The organism is uncultured Nostoc sp. (assembly GCF_964245575.1).
Classification (GTDB): domain Bacteria; phylum Cyanobacteriota; class Cyanobacteriia; order Cyanobacteriales; family Nostocaceae; genus Nostoc.
The window spans coordinates 1-19,696 of the sequence record NZ_CAXTNP010000028.1 but is presented as its reverse complement, the minus strand read 5'-3'; the positions used below and the strand labels follow the sequence as shown (position 1 = coordinate 19,696).

Annotated in this window: 18 protein-coding genes; 8 read left to right on the top strand and 10 right to left on the bottom strand. The window is 40.4% G+C overall.

From position 1 onward, the window contains the following. The first annotated feature begins 245 nt into the window (after positions 1-245). Both hemW and ACFFAP_RS07045 read left to right on the top strand, forming a co-directional pair. On the top strand, positions 246-1,427 hold the full coding sequence (gene hemW, locus ACFFAP_RS07050) for a radical SAM family heme chaperone HemW (protein ID WP_375510553.1): 1,182 nt from the start codon (positions 246-248) through the stop codon (positions 1,425-1,427). Between the two features lie 10 nt (positions 1,428-1,437). Continuing rightward, positions 1,438-2,325 (top strand): sugar phosphate nucleotidyltransferase, encoded by an 888-nt coding sequence (locus ACFFAP_RS07045; protein ID WP_375510552.1) that lies wholly within the window; start codon positions 1,438-1,440, stop codon positions 2,323-2,325. Positions 2,326-2,370: 45 nt separating this feature from the next. On the opposite strand, the gene ACFFAP_RS07040 is transcribed toward ACFFAP_RS07045, so the two are convergent. Beyond that, positions 2,371-3,771 (bottom strand): hypothetical protein, encoded by a 1,401-nt coding sequence (locus tag ACFFAP_RS07040; protein ID WP_375510551.1) that lies wholly within the window; start codon positions 3,769-3,771, stop codon positions 2,371-2,373. Between the two features lie 302 nt (positions 3,772-4,073). On the opposite strand from ACFFAP_RS07040, the gene ACFFAP_RS07035 reads away from it, so the two are divergent. Further along, entirely contained in the window at positions 4,074-5,198 is a 1,125-nt protein-coding gene (locus tag ACFFAP_RS07035; RefSeq protein WP_375510550.1) for a class I SAM-dependent RNA methyltransferase, read from the top strand. Here the strand turns inward: ACFFAP_RS07035 and ACFFAP_RS07030 are convergent. Beyond that, the gene (locus ACFFAP_RS07030; protein ID WP_375510549.1) at positions 5,175-5,375 is read right to left on the bottom strand and encodes a hypothetical protein; all 201 of its coding nucleotides are present in this window, start codon (positions 5,373-5,375) and stop codon (positions 5,175-5,177) included. The two genes, ACFFAP_RS07035 and ACFFAP_RS07030, sit on opposite strands and share 24 nt — an antisense overlap. 401 nt (positions 5,376-5,776) lie before the next feature. On the opposite strand from ACFFAP_RS07030, the gene ACFFAP_RS07025 reads away from it, so the two are divergent. Next, positions 5,777-6,043: a hypothetical protein gene (locus ACFFAP_RS07025; RefSeq protein WP_375510548.1), complete on the top strand. Its 267-nt coding sequence runs from the start codon at positions 5,777-5,779 to the stop codon at positions 6,041-6,043. 130 nt (positions 6,044-6,173) lie between these two features. Beyond that, a complete protein-coding gene (locus ACFFAP_RS07020) occupies positions 6,174-6,359 on the top strand; it encodes a hypothetical protein (RefSeq protein ID WP_375510547.1) in 186 nt (61 codons plus the stop codon). Positions 6,360-6,711: 352 nt separating this feature from the next. Here ACFFAP_RS07020 and ACFFAP_RS07015 read toward each other — a convergent pair whose 3' ends face one another. The 6 genes from ACFFAP_RS07015 to ACFFAP_RS06990 form a co-directional block, all read right to left on the bottom strand. After that, on the bottom strand, positions 6,712-8,049 hold the full coding sequence (locus ACFFAP_RS07015) for a TMEM143 family protein (protein WP_375510546.1): 1,338 nt from the start codon (positions 8,047-8,049) through the stop codon (positions 6,712-6,714). Between the two features lie 199 nt (positions 8,050-8,248). Then, on the bottom strand, positions 8,249-9,862 hold the full coding sequence (locus ACFFAP_RS07010) for an NAD(P)/FAD-dependent oxidoreductase (RefSeq protein WP_375510545.1): 1,614 nt from the start codon (positions 9,860-9,862) through the stop codon (positions 8,249-8,251). A gap of 213 nt (positions 9,863-10,075) precedes the next feature. Next, on the bottom strand, positions 10,076-11,560 hold the full coding sequence (locus tag ACFFAP_RS07005; RefSeq protein WP_375510544.1) for a multiprotein-bridging factor 1 family protein: 1,485 nt from the start codon (positions 11,558-11,560) through the stop codon (positions 10,076-10,078). A 292-nt stretch (positions 11,561-11,852) separates the two neighbouring features. Further along, entirely contained in the window at positions 11,853-12,242 is a 390-nt protein-coding gene (locus tag ACFFAP_RS07000) for a hypothetical protein (protein WP_375510543.1), read from the bottom strand. 103 nt (positions 12,243-12,345) lie between these two features. Then, positions 12,346-12,828, bottom strand: coding sequence for a hypothetical protein (locus ACFFAP_RS06995; RefSeq protein ID WP_375510542.1), 483 nt, complete (start codon positions 12,826-12,828; stop codon positions 12,346-12,348). Between the two features lie 129 nt (positions 12,829-12,957). Beyond that, a complete protein-coding gene (locus ACFFAP_RS06990; protein WP_375510541.1) occupies positions 12,958-13,413 on the bottom strand; it encodes a CAAD domain-containing protein in 456 nt (151 codons plus the stop codon). Positions 13,414-14,093: 680 nt separating this feature from the next. Here ACFFAP_RS06990 and ACFFAP_RS06985 point away from each other — a divergent pair. From ACFFAP_RS06985 to ACFFAP_RS06975, 3 genes are all read left to right on the top strand, one after another. After that, on the top strand, positions 14,094-14,957 hold the full coding sequence (locus ACFFAP_RS06985) for a DUF2382 domain-containing protein (protein WP_375510540.1): 864 nt from the start codon (positions 14,094-14,096) through the stop codon (positions 14,955-14,957). Positions 14,958-15,084: 127 nt separating this feature from the next. Beyond that, a complete protein-coding gene (locus tag ACFFAP_RS06980) occupies positions 15,085-15,522 on the top strand; it encodes a hypothetical protein (RefSeq protein WP_375510539.1) in 438 nt (145 codons plus the stop codon). A gap of 65 nt (positions 15,523-15,587) precedes the next feature. Beyond that, the gene (locus tag ACFFAP_RS06975; protein WP_375510538.1) at positions 15,588-16,109 is read left to right on the top strand and encodes a hypothetical protein; all 522 of its coding nucleotides are present in this window, start codon (positions 15,588-15,590) and stop codon (positions 16,107-16,109) included. Positions 16,110-16,377: 268 nt separating this feature from the next. Here ACFFAP_RS06975 and ACFFAP_RS06970 read toward each other — a convergent pair whose 3' ends face one another. Together ACFFAP_RS06970 and ACFFAP_RS06965 are read right to left on the bottom strand one after the other, a co-directional pair. After that, positions 16,378-17,403 carry an LD-carboxypeptidase gene (locus tag ACFFAP_RS06970; protein WP_375510537.1) on the bottom strand — a complete coding sequence of 342 codons (1,026 nt, stop codon included), beginning with the start codon at positions 17,401-17,403 and terminating at the stop codon, positions 16,378-16,380. A 188-nt stretch (positions 17,404-17,591) separates the two neighbouring features. After that, entirely contained in the window at positions 17,592-19,589 is a 1,998-nt protein-coding gene (locus tag ACFFAP_RS06965) for an ATP-binding protein (protein WP_375510536.1), read from the bottom strand. Positions 19,590-19,696: the final 107 nt, after the last annotated feature.

Below are 19,696 nucleotides of genomic sequence, written 5' to 3'. Positions count from 1 at the left end.
GTCTTGTTTTCCTGCAACTGTGTTAACCGATAAAGTTAAGTATTTTTTATTTCATCGGTAAGATAAACTCATCAATATTGACTTACACTAAGGGTTTAGTAGGGCAATATCTGCAATTATTATAACTAATGGCTTTTATCTTCATATTTTTCATTGTTTCGTTGTAAAACGACAAAAACTTGTAATATTCTACTTATTTTCATTGTCTCTAATTCGCAGTTCGCTTAACTTAATCTTTTCTCAAAATGAGTCAAAAATTTAGTATTTCTGGAATTGCGAGTTCTGCGTATGTGCATATTCCCTTTTGCAGACGGCGGTGTTTTTATTGTGATTTCCCGGTGTCTGTTGTGGGCGATCGCTTGCGGGGCGAAACATCTGGTACTATTTCCCAATATGTTGAGGTGCTATGTCAAGAAATTGCCATTACACCTGCATTTGGTCAACCCCTGAAGACAATTTTCTTCGGTGGTGGTACTCCTTCGCTGCTATCAGTAGAGCAGTTACAACGGATAGTAACAGAGCTAGAGAAGCATTTTGGTATTGCGTCTGGGGCAGAAATTTCTATGGAAATAGACCCAGGCACCTTTGATTTAGCCCATATAGCAGGCTATCGGAGTATAGGCGTGAACCGGGTAAGTTTAGGTGTACAAGCCTTTCAAGCAGAATTATTGCAAAGGGCGGGGCGATCGCACTCAGTTGAAGATATTTTCGCAGCTGTGGAACTAATCCACCAAGTTGAGATTCCCGAATTTAGCTTAGACTTAATTTCCGGGTTGCCGCATCAGTCTTTGGATCAATGGCAAGATTCTCTAGCAAAAGCGATAGGACTTGTACCCACTCACATTTCTATTTATGATCTTACCATCGAACCAGGTACAGCTTTTGGTCGTTACTACAAACCTGGCGATACCCCTTTGCCCACGGATGAAGCCACAGTCAAAATGTACCAGATGGGGCAACAGGTTTTGACTAGTGCAGGTTATGAGCATTATGAAATTTCTAATTATGCTCAACCTGGTCATCAGTGTCGGCATAATCGAGTCTATTGGGAAAACCGCCCTTACTATGGCTTTGGTATGGGTGCGGCGAGTTATGTTGACAAAAAACGCTTCACTCGTCCGCGTAAAACTAGGGAGTATTACCAGTGGGTGGAATCTGGCGGTGTGATTGATTGTGATCTGACTCCCCCAAAGGAAGTATTGTTAGAAACGTTAATGTTGGGGTTGCGTTTGGCGGAGGGTGTGAGTTTGGCGGCGTTGGCAAAGGAGTTTGGGGAAGAGAAGGTGGAGGAGATTTGCTGGTGTTTGCAAGGATATTTTGAGAAAGGTTGGGGGGAAGTTGCAGAGGGAAGGTTGCGTTTGATTGATCCCCAAGGGTTTTTGTTTTCTAATGTGGTGTTAGCAAAATTGTTTGAAAAATTGGGGTGATAAACTGCTTATGCAAAAAAATAAAGTTAGAAAAGCTGTGATTCCGGTAGCTGGTTTTGGGACTCGGTTGTTTCCAGCTACTAAAGTTCTGAAAAAAGAACTTTTTCCGATTATTGATCGAGATGGTAGGGCAAAACCCGTGATTTTAGCAATTATTGAAGAGGCAATTAGTGCTGGAATTACAGAAGTGGGGATTGTGATACAGCCGGATGATAAAGAAATATTTGAAGATTTCTTGAAAAAACCACCTAAAAAAGAACTTTTAAATAAACTTTCACCGCAAAATCAAGAATATAGCCAATATCTTGAAGATTTAGGTAGCAGAATTACCATATTATTGCAGGAGGAGCAATTAGGCTATGGTCATGCGGTATTTTGTGCCAAAGATTGGGTGCAAGATGAACCGTTTTTGCTAATGTTAGGCGACCACATTTATGCATCTGATATTGACAAATCTTGTGCTAGTCAAATTTTAGATGTTTATGAACAAGTTAATCAAAGCGTTGTGAGCTTAATTACAAAGCCAGCAGAACTTCTTGATACATCTGGATGTGTAACAGGAGTTTGGCAAGAGTTAAACTCAATTCTGGAAGTTACACAACTCTATGAAAAACCTACCATTGAGTATGCACAACAACATTTGCATGTACAAGGAATGGCAGAAAATGAGTTTTTATGTATATTTGGTTTGTATTTACTAACACCAAAAATTTTTGACTTTTTAGCAGAACACATCAACCAAAATTTCCGAGAACGAGGCGAATTTCAGTTAACATCTTGTCTTGATAGATTACGTCAAGAAGAGAGAATGACAGGATACGTTGTTAAAGGTAAGTGTTTTGATACAGGTTTGCCAGATGCTTATCGCCAGACAATGATTGATTTTAGAAAATTATAGATTAATCTCAGTTCAATTCGTTTGTCTGACAGCATCTCTGCCTCCTTAACAAACTATCTCAAAACTAGCGGTAGTTAGAGCAAGAAAGGAGCTAGCACCCAATTGAGCAAATTTACCCCCCCCAGAATTTATATCAGCAAAATCATCTGCCGAACCATTGGGGTTATAAAAGAGACTACCATTTGCGCTATTATAAACAATCACCGCACTACTACTTGCTGCTAAAGTATCGTTCGTCACTGTGGCAAAGTCTGCGGAATTTAATTCAGTTGGGAAGACTGAGTTACTTAGAGCGGTAAAGGTAGATTTAGATAGTTGGATCTTGTCTTGCTTAGGAGTGAAGTCACCAATAATATCAACTCCCAGTTCCTTAATATCAAACCTTGATCCTGTTGCAAATGCAAACTTATCTGAACCACCGCCTCCTTTTAAGAAGTCGTCCCCACTATCTCCCTGTAGGTAATCGTTGCCTTTGTTCCCGATCAGAATATCTTTTCCACTACTGCCAAAAAGAATATCATTACCCTTGCCTCCCAGAAGGTTGTCGTCACCACTACCCCCATCTATTCTGTCTGCACCAGCTCCACCAATAAGAATGTCAGAACCTGCCCCCCCATCAATGTAATGGTTACCAATAACACCAGAAAGCGAAATATTATCATCACCATCCCCAGCAAAAATAACCTTATTGCCAGCCGAAAAATCCCCCCTACTAAAGGTATCGTTTCCATTTGTCGTAACAACATCAGTACTTATCACATTTCTGGCTCGAGCAACTGCCTCTTTTATGGCGTCAGCAAGATTCTCACTTTTAGAACCAAGAGTCAGTACACCACCTCGACCAAGCTGGGTAACTAGTGTCTCGTAATCGACTGCAACATCACTCGTAGTTAGAAAAATTGGAATAATGTTATTTGCTTCTAGCGCAGTTTTTACTTGTCCAATCTCTGGATAATCTTCATTAGGATCAATTACACCATCTCCATTATTGGCAATAGTATCACTTGGACTAACTGCTGCCCGATCGCCGGCAACATGATAAATACTATCGGTGGCTATTATAACAACACGCAATGAACCGACTCTGTAACCGAGACTGCCACCGCTATCTAAAGCTGCGTACAAGAGTGCGTCTAATTGTGATTCGGGGCCATCATTACCACCAAAAGCTTCAAGGTCAAAGATTTTGTCTTTAATTGTTGTTACATTATTTGTCAAAGCGACTTCTGGTTTATATACATAGTCAGCGTAACCCCCAAAAGGGGGTATTGGCTTATCCTTGAAGGAAGCAATACCAAATTTCAGGTCATTACCAAAGATACTTGCTAACATCGGGTTGGTTAAACGATTTACCGTTGCAGGAAGTACGGCTTTTAACGTGCCCAAATCCTTATATGATGACGATGTTAAGTCTTTTAGCAGAACAATATCAGATATGAAAGTCATTGTTTATCCCTCTGAGTATTTTAATTAATGGGTTGTATTGCAAAGTGCCTGAACACTATTTCAGCTTGATGTTATCAGGGTTAATTAGATTTAAGATAGTACTGAAAATGAAGAAATAATAATCTCTTTCCACAAATATTTGCTGTGTCCTTACTCCGGCTTGATTTTCTTTGTCTGGGGCAAGTTATGCTGAGTTACTTAAAAGATTATAATCGCAGACTTAACAGAGAATGTCACCAGATATGAGTTAAGCTAAAGTGCGTCAATGGGTCAGCAGTGAAGACAATGCTTTGGATTAACGGATGAATCAGTATTTTGCAACGGTTGCTCGTGGATTAGAAACCCTCGCGGCTCAGGAGTTAGAGCAGCTGGGCGCTGATTCAGTGGAGCCTGGGTTTTGCGGTGTAGCCTTTGAGGGCGATCGCACCCTACTTTATCGCGTCAACATCTGGGCTAGGCTGCCGTTCCGAATCTTGGTGAATATCCATGAGTTTCCTTGCCTTGATGCCAAGGATCTCTATCGCGGTATCCAGACTATCGATTGGCAAAACTATCTCACGCCAGACATGACGCTGGCGGTGAATGTCACGGGCAAAAACGATCGCCTCAACCACAGCCACTTCACATCTCTCCAGGTTAAAAATGCGATCGTTGACCAGCAGAAAGAAAATCTGGGCGAACGTTCAAATGTAGAGCTTCATGAACCAGATGTGCGGATCAATGTTCATATTGAACGCGATAGTTGTACCGTTAAACTCGACAGTTCTGGAAATAGTCTGCATCGCCGAGGCTACCGCCCTGCGGTTGGAGCAGCCCCTCTAAAGGAATCTCTAGCTGCTGCCCTCATTCAACTTTCAAGTTGGCAGCCAGACCAAATGTTCTACGACCCTCTCTGTGGATCTGGCACTTTACCCCTGGAAGCTAGCTTAAAGGCACTGAATATAGCACCAGGGCTGTTTCGTGAATGCTTTGGATTTGAAAATTGGCTCGATTTTGATTTATCCCTTTTAGAAAAGCTGCTGCAAGAAGCTAAGGATAGCCAACTGGATACCCTGCGCGCGCCTATTTGGGGAAGCGATCGCGATGAAAATATAATCGAGCAAGCGATTAACAATGCTCAAAACTGCGGCGTTGATAACCATGTATGGTTTTCTCAAATGGAGCTTGCCAATGTTGTCGCTCCCGCAGACAGTGGGGTTTTATTCTGCAATCCACCTTATGGCGAACGGTTGGGGCGAGATAGTGATTTAGGGGCGTTCTACAAACTTTTGGGCGATGTACTCAAACAACGCTTCAAAGGGTGGACTGCGTTTGTCCTGAGTGGCAACAAGGAACTGTCTCAATCGATTGGACTAAAATCATCCCAGCGAATTGCGGTCTACAACGGAACCCTGCCCTGTCAGCTAATGAAATATGAACTGTACTAAGTACAGCATTTCATTAATTTGTCGCGAATTAAATTTGGCAATACCTTGCAATGCCAATGCATCCCAATACAATGTTAATGCATCCCCCTGCAATGCCAATGCATCCCGATACAATGTTAATGCGTCTAAATGCAATGCCAATGCATCCCCCTGCAATGCCAATGCATCCCCCTGCATTAAAAACGCTACGCTTTTACACAAAACTGTATTAAGACAGAATTGCTCAGATTTTGCGATTTCCGGTTTGTAGTATGTTTAAAGCGATCGCTCTCAACTACTTCTGCTCAGTAAAAAATACATTGCCTGAAAATTTAGTGACACTGGGGATGTCGTGTATTGTCGGGGTTTGTGAGAGCCGCGACCTAAATCCGCTCTTGTGTAGCATTGGCTATCTTAATAGACTCATATCAGTCAGTGAAATTTTTAATTCTCTTTCATAAATTTAAGTTGAGCTAAAAAAAACTTCAACCCAACTCTTAGCATAGATTCTGACACTTAAGATCGCAAATGCTTTAAAAAAGTGCCAGTATAATCTGTGATTGACAATCTGCAATTTATTTATTGCTAAAAGGCTATTTATGTCAGACCAATTCACCTTTACCGTTACCAATAAAACTGAACTGACAATTACAGAGTTGTGGGTATCTGTCGATGATGAAGAGTGGGCTTCATTTAACTTGGGTGAGTCAGGGATTCCATCAGGTGAAACAGCAACAATTGCTTGGGCTGAATATACGAATGGTTCGCCCTGTGAATGGTACATCTCTGCTGTATTTGAAGATGAATCAGAAACTGAGTCAGCCCTATTTAACTTCTGTAAAGAACCAGCTTTAACAATCGGATAAATTCCCCACTGCGATCGCCACCGGAAAGGGCGTGTACGCCATCGCGCTTGATACATGATTGCATATCGACTCCAGCCATAAAAACAAAAGCCCTACCTCGAAAGTATCTAGGTGGGGCTTGATATTAGAATTGACATGGCTATTTCGCGATCGCGCAAGCGCTGCTTTAGCAGGTCGCTTTGGATTTGAAACTTGGCTCGATTTTGATCTGTCCCTTTTAGAGAAGTTGCTTGAAGAAGCTAGGGACAGCCAGCGAGACGCCCTGACTGCGCCTATTTGGGGAAGCGATCGCGATGAAAATATAATCGAGCCTTAGTATGAAACAACGCTTCAAAGGGTGGACTGCGTTTGTCCTGAGTGGCAACAAGGAACTGTCTCAATCGATTGGACTAAAATCATCCCAGCGAATTGCGGTGTATAATGGAACGTTGCCCTGTCAGTTAATAAAATATGAGTTGTACTAAGATAGAATCGAGCAGATTTTGCAATCATAAGAGAAATTGTTCAGCAATGCCTCCAAATTGGAAACGAGCAAACAACAAGTTAGGCGATTAAGTAGTTAAAAAGCTTTTTGTGTGGGTAAATAAAAGTAGTAGAAGTAAGCAAATTTGTTTCTAGTCTTTCTTCAAAAACTGGTTTTTGTGTTATCGAAACCCTAGTCCGTTTGCCTACAAGATTATCCCGTTATATTGAAAGGCATTATCCCAAACATAATCAATCACTGCTTTTGCATCATCCAAGGGGAGAACTTGACACGCTCCCTGCTGATTATAGGTTAGTAAAGGGATGTCTCGTACATTGTCTGTTGTTTCGCTGTTTGGAATTACTTGACCACGAATATCTTCTAGATTGCTTAGAGGGCCTTGAATATCAAAGTTAATCTTTGTGCCCAATTTATTCTCCATCCAAGTTTCGATGCGAGAATCTAATTGTTCAGGGCTTAACGGTGTAGGGCTGGTAAGTAAGTGATAGTATGTCAAAATAATTTCCTTACATTCTTCTGCCAATTCAATAAACATTTGAAAAACACTGGTATTGTTAGCTAAATTCTGGAAAAATAACGTATCAGTAACTGTTTTTTGGAATTTAATTTTTTTATTTTTGTAATTAGTGTATTGCTTAAAGGCAAATCCACCCAAAGATATAGTTAATGATAAAGTTGCCACCAAAACTGGCATAAAATTTCTGACTTGCTCCAACTCGACATTTAATAATTCAATTATAAATGACACATTTAGTACTAGCAAAATTGCAGCAACCAGCAATAATAAATTCGGCAATGTTCTTAATATCAAAGGAATTGCTGCACCAACAGCAGGAATTCCAAATAGTAAGCGATCTTTCCAGGTCATACTCGTTTTCACATTGGGGAAGAGTAAGTCAATATCTAGCTTGGGAATATTTTTGTAGCAGTAAACATACATCTTACCGGGAATGAATTTCAAATTTTGGATGTTGGGTTTTTTTGCACGAAAGTAAGCCGCTTCTTTGAACTTGACAAATAAAACAATCCGTTCCAAGATATCAATAGTCTTTTCTTCTCGCCAAAAGAAGAACTTTTTTTCCAAAATTTTTTTATAACTATCACCCCGGTAGTAACAAATAAAGCGGTCAAAATCGTCAAAATCCACTTGAGTTTTCAAATCAATTAGAGATTTCGTTGCCAACGAGCGTTTGACAATCGATTCAGGCAAAAGAATATAATTTGCTCTTTCGACAAGATGCTGAAAGGCATCAACTACATTTAACTCCATTTCATCATATTGCTCGAAGGTTGGTGGAGTTATTGGTTGAATATCTTCATTGGGGTTAAAGGGTACATAATTATCTTTGATAATTTCTAAGGTTTTATGGAAGCGAAAGTGATAGTATGCAGTGAGGATTTTGCAGAAATCTTGAAATTTTGTGGCATCAGCCTCATTCAGTTGATCGTCTTGCAGGCAAAGTTTGATAATATCGCTGCGAGTATAAGGAATGAATGCTTCTCGATTTTTGTCAACAACCATGTTCAAAGATTAATCAGAATCTAACTAATGGGTTTGCCAAGCCCCAGAAAAATGGCGAATATCAGACATTATGTTTTTATTGATAACTAAATTTTAGTATCTTGCGTGGTCAGTCTGACAATTTTTCCTGAGCAGAGAGGGGTAAATAAGTTCTTAGTAAAGACTTTATTCCGGGAATTTTAAGCACGCTTTGTGCTAACTACAAACTCACATTCCTCAAAATACTTAAAGCAACCGCCTCCGCCACTTTAATACCATCGATACCAGCCGAGAGAATTCCACCTGCGTATCCCGCGCCTTCACCAGCCGGATAAAGACCGACTGTATTTAAACTCTGATAATCTTCTTGGCGTTTAATCCGAATTGGTGATGATGTGCGGGTTTCTACCCCAGTCAACACGGCATCATCCATCGCAAATCCCTTAATTTGTTTGTCAAAAGCGGGAAGTGCTTCACGGATGGCGGCGATCGCATAATCTGGTAAACTCTGACTCAAATCAGCCAAATGTACCCCAGGTGTATAAGATGGCTTAACTGTGCCAAATGCTGTCGAAGGGCGATGGTTAAGAAAGTCACCCACTAACTGCCCTGGCGCTTCATAAGTCCCACCGCCCAACTCAAAAGCCCGTTCTTCCAAGCGCCGTTGGAAGTCAATTCCTGCTAACGCATTTCCCGGATAATCTTCGGGTGTGATGCCCACAACGATCGCACTATTGGCATTGCGCTCATTGCGAGAGTATTGGCTCATCCCATTGGTGACAAGTCGCCCCGGCTCTGATGCAGCTGCAACTACCAAGCCCCCCGGACACATACAGAAACTATACACGGAACGACCATTTCGGCAGTGGTGAACCAGTTTGTAATCGGCAGCACCTAAAATCTTATGACCCGCCTGAGTGCCGAAACGACATTGGTCGATCAGAGACTGGGGATGTTCGATGCGAAAGCCGATGGAAAAAGGTTTCGGCTCGATGTAAACTCCACGATTAAATAGCATTTGGAAGGTATCGCGGGCGCTGTGACCTACCGCTAGAACTACATAATCGCTGGCGATATATTCCCCACTGGCGAGGGTAACTCCCCGCACCTGTCCATTTTCGATGTTGATATCTTCCACCCGGCTTTGAAAACGAATTTCACCACCGAGGGATTCGATTTTGGCACGCATACTTTGGACGATTCCCACCAGTTTGAAAGTGCCGATGTGGGGTTTGTTGATATAGAGTATTTCCGGTGAGGCTCCCGCATTGACAAGTTCGGTTAGTACCTTGCGCCCATAATGCTGAGGATCTTTGACTTGACTATAGAGTTTGCCATCGGAGAATGTACCCGCACCACCTTCGCCAAACTGGACATTGGATTCTGGGTTGAAGTCTGATTTTTTCTTCCAAAAGTTAAAGGTATCAACGGTGCGATCGCGAACTTGTTTGCCACGTTCTAAAATGATGGGACAAAAGCCCATTTGCGCGAGCATCAACCCTGCAAACAAGCCGCTAGGCCCTGTACCAATGATGATGGGGCGAATTGCCAAATTGCTAGGTGCTTGTGCCACTGGGCGATAACTCATGTCTGGCGTGGCAATCACATGAGGATCTTTTTTCAGGCGCTTGAGTAAATGAGTCTCGTGAGTCGTTTCTACATCCAGAATATAGACAAGGCTGATCTCTCCTTTCTTACGGGCATCGTAGCTACGCTTGAAGATGGAATAGTTGATCAATTCTTGGGGCGTGATTTGCAGCTTTTTGAGGATAGCAGTCTTGATCTCATCTTCAGGATGATCAAGCGGGAGCTTTACTTCTGTTAGTCGTAACATAGCGAGGAGAAATTCATACTGTCTATGAAAATATTAACAAGAGAGGCAGGAGGCAGGACGAATACTGCCTTCTGCCGAAACCTTACATAAACACTGACTTTTCACGTCATGGAAAAACCCACGAAAAACCTAACCCCCCTCCCGACGCAGTTGCAATGAGTAATAATACGTAGCAAAAATTACCTCAGAGAAACAAGAAAAGTTTAGTTCAAATCAATACCTGTTAAGGTGTAGTTCTAGTGTATTGAGTAACTTGGGCAAGTCCTTTTGAGAAACTTGACGTGTACCCGTCTCGACTGCATCAACCCAGGAAACGCTTTTCCCCATCGTTGTAGCGAAAAATGCTCTAGACCAGCCTTTTGCTTTTCTTGCTTCTCTGATCACATTACCTGATACAGGCTGGATATTGTTTGCACTTAGCTGATTCGAGTCCAGAGTCAAGCGTTCCTGTACTTCTGCTGGTAAATGAAAACGCCATCTAGAATTGAGTATTTGATTCCAGTAACCTATAGGTCTTTTAGCGCTTGTGCTGCTTGTTAACCAAGCTGGGCCTGTTTCCAGTTCTGCTTGCCATCCGGCTTCTTTGACAACTTTCAAATCAGTTTCCAAATCATCAGCCATTTGCCGTCTAAGCTGTCTGTCTTGCTCTGCTGTTGATACTTTGTCTGCACCGTAGGCAATCTCCATCAGAGTCTTGCCCATTACACAATCCTGGAATTCCGGTTGGATTTGGAAGGTTAGCCAAACTAGCATTCTAGCCGCGCCAGCATTTTGTTTACCAATACTAAATAGTTTCTGTACGGTTTTCTTGGTAATAATTCCAGTCTGGTAGTGGTTTTTAGATTTGTTGAGGAAGTATTTTGTCCATACTCCAGCTTGACCGATCACCTTTAAACCCACTAGCTTGTTATTGCCAGCTTTATCTGTTTCAAAATCTCGTATTATGCTAACATCCCAAATCTTTAAATCAGCAACAGTAAAAGCTCCTACTTTCCCCTGTTTAGGCGATGCAATACAAGCTAGTACCTGAGCAGGTTGCCGTAACAAGTCGTACAAAATACTCAATTTTTCATGCTTGCATAAGTCCCTGCGTTTAATAAGCCCTGTGTATTCAAGTAGTTGCTTATCATCAATGACAAAATTGCCTGACCAAGGTTTATCTAGGCTAGCTACTAAGGCACAGTAAATCAGGTGAATAGCACAGGCTCTTGGATCAAATTGGTCTATAACAACTAAAGCTGCCTCTTCTGCCAGAGTTTCTGGTTGTGGAGTTTCGGGATTATCTGTTACATAATAAAAGATTTTTCCTTTTCCAGTTTTAGCTTCTTTTTCGTAACTAAAAGTATTATTTACTTGATTCCATGACAGATTCATTTTTTGAGATAAGACTTCAGCAACTCCATACAAAACTAGCGACAAGGCAGCAACATTAGTCTTACTATCAGGAAATAAAGAAGCTTTTTTGAATTGCCGAGGTTTTGCTGAATACTGGTAATTTAATAGTAAATTTTGCTCATCTTTATTAACTCTGTCTTGAAGAGGAATTTGCTTTGATAATTGAGTAGTTGGGTCTTTTAGAGATTCTTCATCAACAACATTAGTTTCCTTTGAATTTGGATTACGGGAAATGGTAATTCCCATTACCTGGTGAAATAGATGCAGAAGTTTACTATATAATGTTTTTGTAAAATGTTTCATTTTATACAAATTTCCTGTTAACGTAGGTAATTTACAATGATGAAATAAAGCCTGAGTTTCTTCTACTTGACCTTGCTAGAATAAACTCTCAGCCGCTTTGAGTCGCTTTAAACAACCACCAACAATGCAAGATATTTGACACCAGGTTATACCAATCTAATAAAAAGTGGTCAAGTAAAAAAACTGATTTTTACTTGACCAGAATTATCAGTGATGAGTTCAAGCTTTCACTGATTGTAATTACGAATTACAAATTATCAATTACGAATTGCAGCTTTGCTGCTTGACGTTACTAGCGGTACTGTTGGTCAGCCGGATCTCCATACGGGTCTTCGCTAGCTGGGCGGATATTACCATACTGCCCGGAATTTCCTTGGTTGTTTCTTTGCATCAACTTTTTGACAGCTAAGACCGCGATACCACCGATCGCTCCCTTAGCTAATGGATTACTCATAATGTTACCACGTTGACCACCTGTAAAGCTCCCCGCAGCACCACTCATAATTTGACTGAGTATATCTGGTTGTTGCTGGTGAACCCGGCCTGTCGTTTGAGCAAGATAATTTGGGTCTTGAAAGCGATCGTCTATACCATCTTGGTTTAGATCGGGAAAATTCAAGTTTGAAGAGCGCGTCTGCTGTTGAAGAGAGCGACCAAACTGCATCCGCTCTTGTGGTGACATCCGACTAAAGGCTTCTTGTGCAGATTCCTGATATATGGAAAAAAGTTTCTATTAAAAAATAGAATGACGGTTAAACGCCATCTATTTATAATATGTACAAAAATTAATTTGTTGGAACAGTACCTTCACCCAAACCCCTTAAGTCTCGTCCTGTGGGACTGTTATTATATCCTTGAAAGTCCCGGTATTGTTGTGCCTCCGACTGTGGAACACGAATGCCCTCTTGTGGCGCTGTTACCCAGACAGGACGACGTTGAGCATCTCGATAGTAAACACGCCCATTCTTAGAAAGGTAGTATTTCCCCTGCGCTCCTGTTCCTTGGGCATTCTTTCGGTGATTGTAGAGGTAGTAAAGTCCAGCGGCTCCTGCCAAGATTGCCACTTTCTGCCCTGTACTCAATCCCCTCCTAGCTTGGGGTTGATTTACGGGGGCGCGATTATTTAAATTTCTACCAATACTATCGTCAATTGGAGGTGGCGCAGCATTTCGGGAACCTCCGCCGCAGCTATTAAGCAGTGGGAGTGTTAGCAATGTTGAAAGAAATACTGTTGTTGTCAGCGAAGCTAATTTGTTTGTCTTGATCATACATTTTCTTTTCCTGCTAATTTAGCTGACGTGGTATAAGAGTCTACAGTTCTATACAATGGTCAAGTAAAAAGCCGAGTTATACTTGACCAAAAGTTCAAATACACTGTATTCGCCACTATACTTTAGTTAGCTTAAAGTCTGTGATTCTTCTGTGCCTAAAATTTGTTTTTTAAGCAAGCGAATTTCTGCTGTTAATTCTTGCCGAGTGGAATCTTTGAGCAAATAGCGGAAAGTAAACCAAATTGTGTAACCAAGTCCAATTAATTGGAGAAATGGAGAAACTAGTGGAATATCATTTATTGCGTTGAGTACCGCTAGAAAAATTCTTAGTGCCGTAACCGTGATCACAAGCAAAGCAAAGCTGATAATCGGTAATTTGTATTCTTGGTAGAATCTACCTATGTACTCAGGTATTTTTGCCAAAAATATAGAAATCTGTCTACCATTTTTTTGCCATTGTTCTTCATTTTCCAAGGCGGGTGGTAACATTGCCAGGTTTCCAGACTCTGAACCTTTAAGTGCTTCTATCTGCTTTTCGGAGGCAGCATCGACATACTGCTGTTGCTGTAATTCTGTATCCATAATTATCTCCTGATTTTCTGCAATGAGAGCAGTTTTAAAGTTTACACTTAGCCACAATTTATCAACTTATGCAGCGCTTGTTCCGCATCCCGATGATGAGTAAATACGCCTATAGCACGCTGATGTACACTTAAGTCCATTATTTTTCCTTATTGCTCCTTAGCAGCACAGGTAAATATTTGTTTGCGAATTTATTAGGACTTTAATAATATTTAGGCATTTTTAGATTTACTTATCATCAATCTTTTGGAATAAATTCTGTCTTCAACAAGAGTGATAGAGCAAGCATTACAACTTAAGGCAAGAAATCTTTAAGAATGTGAGGATATTTGATTTAAGTGTAAGGTATTAATAAACATATTAAACTAGCTAGGTTTGATGGTATGTATCGATTTAGCTAAATTTAGACTTTAAATTTACTGCTAGTAAGTAGTCACATCAATGCTAGAAACTAGTCACAAAAATTATAAAAATCTATTTATAGTCAATCTCATTGAGAGTAATATATCAATACTAAAAGCCTTGCCCTGTCTCATACTTTTGGGTTATAAAACTATATTTAATTACCTCGATTGATGAAATATCAAGATTATTTAAGTCACTCCTCGGAGAGAAGATTTACCTAAACTAAATTGTGTAATTTATAAAAAAGACACAGCAAGATTTTAAGGAATAAAAGAATGCCACTCCAGAAAATAAGTGAATTTGATGCAGACTACCATAATACTATTGAAGGCAATGACATCAAAGGAATGGGTGTGTATGTTCAAGGAACTGATGAGAAGATTGGCACAGTAAATGATGCTGTAGTAGACGAGCAAGGAGAATTCCGCTATTTAATTGTTGACATCGGCTTTTGGATTTTTGGCAAGAAAGTCTTACTACCAGTTGGAAAATCGCGTATTGACTCTACAGCAAACCGTGTATATGTCGTTGGTATAACAAGAGAGCAAGCGGAAAATTTACCTGAATATCAAGAGCATACAAAACTTGACTACGACTATGAAGAACAGGTGCGTGGAGGATATCGTACACCGTCTGTAGAAAGTTCAGGTGCGCTAGCATCGACAGTTGGTCGCACTACTCCAAGTCCTGACAACTACACCTACGCAGAGGACGCGGATCTGTATGATGTCAGCGCTCACGAAGACCAAACTTTCAAACTTTACCAAGAAAGGCTAGTTGCTAATAAACAGCGCCGAAAAAGCGGAGAAGTAGCGATTAATAAGCGTGTTGAAACCGAAACTGCAAGAGTTGCTGTTCCGGTGGAAAAAGAGCGAGTCGTGATTGAGCGAGTGACTTCTCAAGACACAGGCAAAGTTGTGTCTGCTGAAGCGACTGACTTTGGCGAGGGCGAGGTAGCGCATATAGACCTCTATGAAGAAGTTGCAGACATCCATAAGGAAGCTTTTTTGCGAGAAGAAGTCAGAGTGCAAAAAGTTGTAGACAAAGAAACCGTTGAAGCTCAAGAAACGATTCGACGCGAAGAATTAGATGTTGACACTGATGGAACTCGAATAGAGAATAAAACTGACCGGGGTTAACTTACTTAAACTACAAAGGTGATTGCATTTGAGTTAGTAGGAGTGGGTTTTCTACCTACTTATACTCAAAATACTCTCAGTAGATTGATATTGCAGAAGAGTCATTAGTTTAGATGAGGTGCTTAAATTGAAAATAATTCAACAGTTTCGTCGGGTTTTAACAGCTTTAGTCTTGGTATTAGTATTAACAACGACTGCCGCCTGTAGTGGTACTGTTCAAGCTAAACAACCAACTCAATTACCGCCCGGAATCAGTCGGAGTGGTGACTATGCTTTGTTAGAACGTGGTAACAGCGTACAAGGTCAAGATTTTGGGAATTGGGTTGTTAGTACAGCAAAAGGAATTGTCCAGGATGCCTATGTCCGTGACAATAACAAGTTAGGTGTCGTGATAACGCCTCAAGTGCGTCCGACGGAAGTGCGACCATTAACAAAATCCTTAGTCCAAGGTTTTCACAAAAATTTTCCCAATCAAGACTTGACGATTTTGGTATACGCACCCGATAAAAAACTGATTTTGACAGGTCAGTATGATGTGCAATCCAATAAAATTGAGTATAAATAATTACTCAAATTTCTCAGTTGATGAATTAATTCCGGTGATTTCAAGTATAAAAGGAGACATTTTAAATGAGCAGCAGTGACAAGTATAAACGCGAAATTCTCAATGATTTGGCTCACGGTAATACAGAATCTTTAGATGATGTTTCATCTGATCCAACCAAGGATTACCAAAACTTTGACGATTTTGCTCAACGCTCATCCCACGAAGAACGTCGTCAATTATTTGGTCAGTCTTTAAACCACGATCGCATTCCTCCCAGCCAGATGGAGCCAGAATTGCAGAAGGCGATCGCTCAGATTAAGCCTAACGAACGGGATGATGTTGCACGGGCATTTTTCAAGCACTTAAAGCAAAGAGGTCTAGACGAGCGCCATCTAGAGCGAGATTTGGGACTTTCTACCCACAACCCTAACCACATAAGTGCAGATGACCTGAGCAAGCTGGCATCTTTCACATATCATAGCCATCCTGACATCTTCCAAGAAGTGATGGCTGAACAACCAGCGATTCTTAAGTTTCTCAGTAATCCAGTGGTTGGAGCAGCTTTAGGAGCGATCGCCTCTAAATGGTTTGGTCGTCATAAGTAAGCATTTCCAAACTTGATACACATAGTCCTTTGTCTAGACGCTGCAAATATAAAGGAGACGATGATTATGACTCAGATGGTGATAAGTTAGACATTCCTTAAGGGGGTTAGGGGACTTGCAAAAAATAAAGCATTCCCCTAGAGATAATTAGGACTTACGCAAAAAGGCAGTAAAAGCCTTGATTTACCGTAGGGGCAATTCATGAATTGCCCCTACATATTAGATAAAATGTGAGTCTCTATTTTTATATTCTAACCTCCTGCATTCTTCACACAAGACTAACAGCCGCCTCTAACATTCGTATTGTCCCAAGTTCAGCATTTATTTCCACTTCTACACCGATTGGCAAGGTAAATTTATCCTTAATATGACCAATCATTGAACCGTACCAAGCAGGAATACCTAAAGGAAGTATGTGATCTTGCAATACTTGCATTAAGGTAAATGACGGTTCATCCCCAAGACTACAATTAGTACATTGCCCAAAGATAAAACCAGCAATTTGATTAAGTATCCCAGCGGTTTTTAACTGCGTCAGCATCCTATCTACACGGTAAACATCCTCGCCAATTTCTTCCACAAACAGGATGCTTTTATTCCAGGAAGGCAGGTAAGGTGAACCTACCATCGCTGATAGCACTGACAAGTTTCCACCTACAAGTTTACCCCTTGCCTTTCCCGGTGCTATTATCTCTACCCGCACTTCGCTAGGGTTGAGATTTTGCATAGTTACAGTTTCAGCATTAAATAGGATGCGCTTGAAGTAATCGACTGTAAACTGATTCCAGGTAGACGTAGCAACTGGCCCATGAAAAGTAATCATTTGACTACGGGCATTAATTGCCAACAACAGCGTCGTAATATCGCTGTAACCGATGATAATTTTCGGATGGGAGCGGATTAGCGAGTAGTTGAGTAGGCGTAAAATGCGATTACAACCCCAACCACCACGCATGGGGATAATTGCTTTTATGGTGCGATCGCTAAACATCAAGTTTACATCCTGGGCGCGATCGGCGTCTTTACCCGCTAAATAGCCATAACGGTCTAAAATATGCTTTCCCAGCTTGACTTTTAACCCTAACTGTGAAACTGACTGCTGCGCTGCTTGGATATCTTTAGTGTCAACGATACCCGCAGGAGAAATCAATCCTACGGTATCGCCCACTTGCAGGCGGGGCGGCTTGCGAATGATGTTTGGAGATGGCTTACCTTGGGCGGTAAGTGATGGTATTTGGGTGGCTAAGGTAGCTAGTCCACAGGTTGTGATAAATTCCCGACGTTTGATAGTCATAACCATTAAGTTGGAGACTGAGGACTGTTTTTCTAATACCTAATACCCAGTTTTGTACAGAGTAGTTATAGCAAGCGTAAATCATTTATCAACAACAAAATTCCTGACTCATTGAATAAGTCAGGAATCTAAGCCTTTCGATTTTAAAAAATCAAATAGCATTGCTATAGAATAAAATATCGATGGTATTACTGACTACTTAAAATCTGAGTAGGAATTTCAATTTGGAATTCAGTTCCCTTACCTAATGCAGAGATACATCTGAGTTGTCCTCGGTGCTTTTCGACAACAATTTGATAACTGATTGATAACCCTAAGCCAGTTCCTTGACCAACAGGTTTAGTAGTGAAGAAAGGATCAAACATGTGTTCCTGAACCTCTGAATTCATACCTGGGCCATTATCTTTAATACTAATTAAAACTGTCTTTTTGTCTATAAGTAAAGTTTTAATTTGAATAGTTGGTATCTGATTTGCAGACTGCCAATATTGCAGATTTTTATCTTTTAAAGCATAAATTGCGTTATTGATAATATTCATAAAAACCTGATTCAACTGGTTGACATAATAACTAACCTTGGGTAGTTGACCATACTCCTTAACTATCTGGATCTCAGGTAAGTTGTTGGGTAGTGTCAACAGATGATTCAGAATCATTAATGTATTATCTATGCCTTCATGAATATCTACAGACTTCATTTTTGCTTCATCTAGTCGTGAGAAGTTCCGTAAGCCTAAAACAATTTCTGTAATTCGCTCACTACCTACTCTCATAGATGTCATCAACTTAGGTAGATCATCACACAAGTACTCTAGATCAATAGTTTTTACTTTGGCTGCTATGGTGGGATTTAACTGGGGATATTGCTCTTGATAAACTGCAATTAAATCGAGTAAATCATTGATATAGTGATTTGCATATCCGAGATTACCAGCAATAAAACTAATGGGATTGTTAATTTCATGGGCAACCCCTGCTACCATTTGTCCTAAACTCGACATTTTTTCACTGTGAACGAGTTGAGCTTGTGTCTTTTGTAAGTCAAGCAAAGCCTTTCTTAATTCAGCTGTTCGTTCTGCAACTTTTCGTTCTAACTCGTTGTTAGCGTTTTGTAAAGCTTGTGCAGCTCTGACGGTTTCTGTAGCAATACTGGCAATATGAGTGGCTGTTTTCAGAATTTCTAGATGATGCGGAGTCGGATGACAGGCAAATTTATGAGATATAGCAAATGTTCCTAAAACTTCACCAGTTTGTGAAGTAAAAGGTGATGACCAACAAGCTCTAATGTTGTAACTCAAAGCGAAATCTCGAAAATCAGCCCATAAGACATCAGTAGCAATATCATTAACAAATACTGAATCTCCTCTATAAGCAGCAGTACCACAAGAACCACAACATTCACCAATCATCAAACCATCAACACCCTTAGCATATTCTGGCGGTAAAGTTGGTGCTGCTCCTGCTCGCAGTTGTCGATTTTCTTGATCTACAACTAAAATTGAGCAATACGCTCCTGGTAATTGTTGCTCTAGCAACACACAAAGATTATTAAAAATTTCATGTAGGTTAACTCCAAATGTAACTTGTTCTAAAATTTGGCTTTGGGTGTACATTAATGCTTCTGAACGCTTGCGTTCAACAGCTGTTGCTAAGATATGGGTTACAGATTGTAAAAAGTGAATATCGTCTGGAGAAAAATTCCTCGCCTCCGTAGCATATACTTCTAGGAAACCTAAAGGTTTACTTACACCACGAATTAGCACACTCAAACCAGCAACGCTATCTGGAGGAGAGGCAATAGTTAAATCATCTATTTGCCAATAGGGGGTGTTGAGCTTAATAATTGGCTGAGTATTCTCCAATAGTTTTTGTACTTGCTGATTAGTTGTGATATTAATCTCAGCAGAGTCTGTTTCTAAAGGGTTTTCCCCAATGCTACCTACTTTACTCAAAGAATTACTATCTGAAAGTAGTTGCCAAATTCGACTGTATTTGATATTGAGTATTTGAGCTACTAAAGCAACTGTATCTTGGAACAAATACGACAATTCAATTCCTGAAAGTGCTTTTTGTCCTAGTGCATTCACTGCGGCTTGATAGCTAAAATTCATTGCTGAATTATCGGCTTTATACCAGTTGTTGTTTGACTCAGTTGTTTTGCTTGATGTCTCTAAATTTAAGTTCATAAACAAAGTATCATTTGATTTCTATATCTAATAATTACCTAAAAAAGTTTTAAATAAAACCTGAATTTAATAAATTTAATAAATTATAATTTTTATAAATTAAAGAT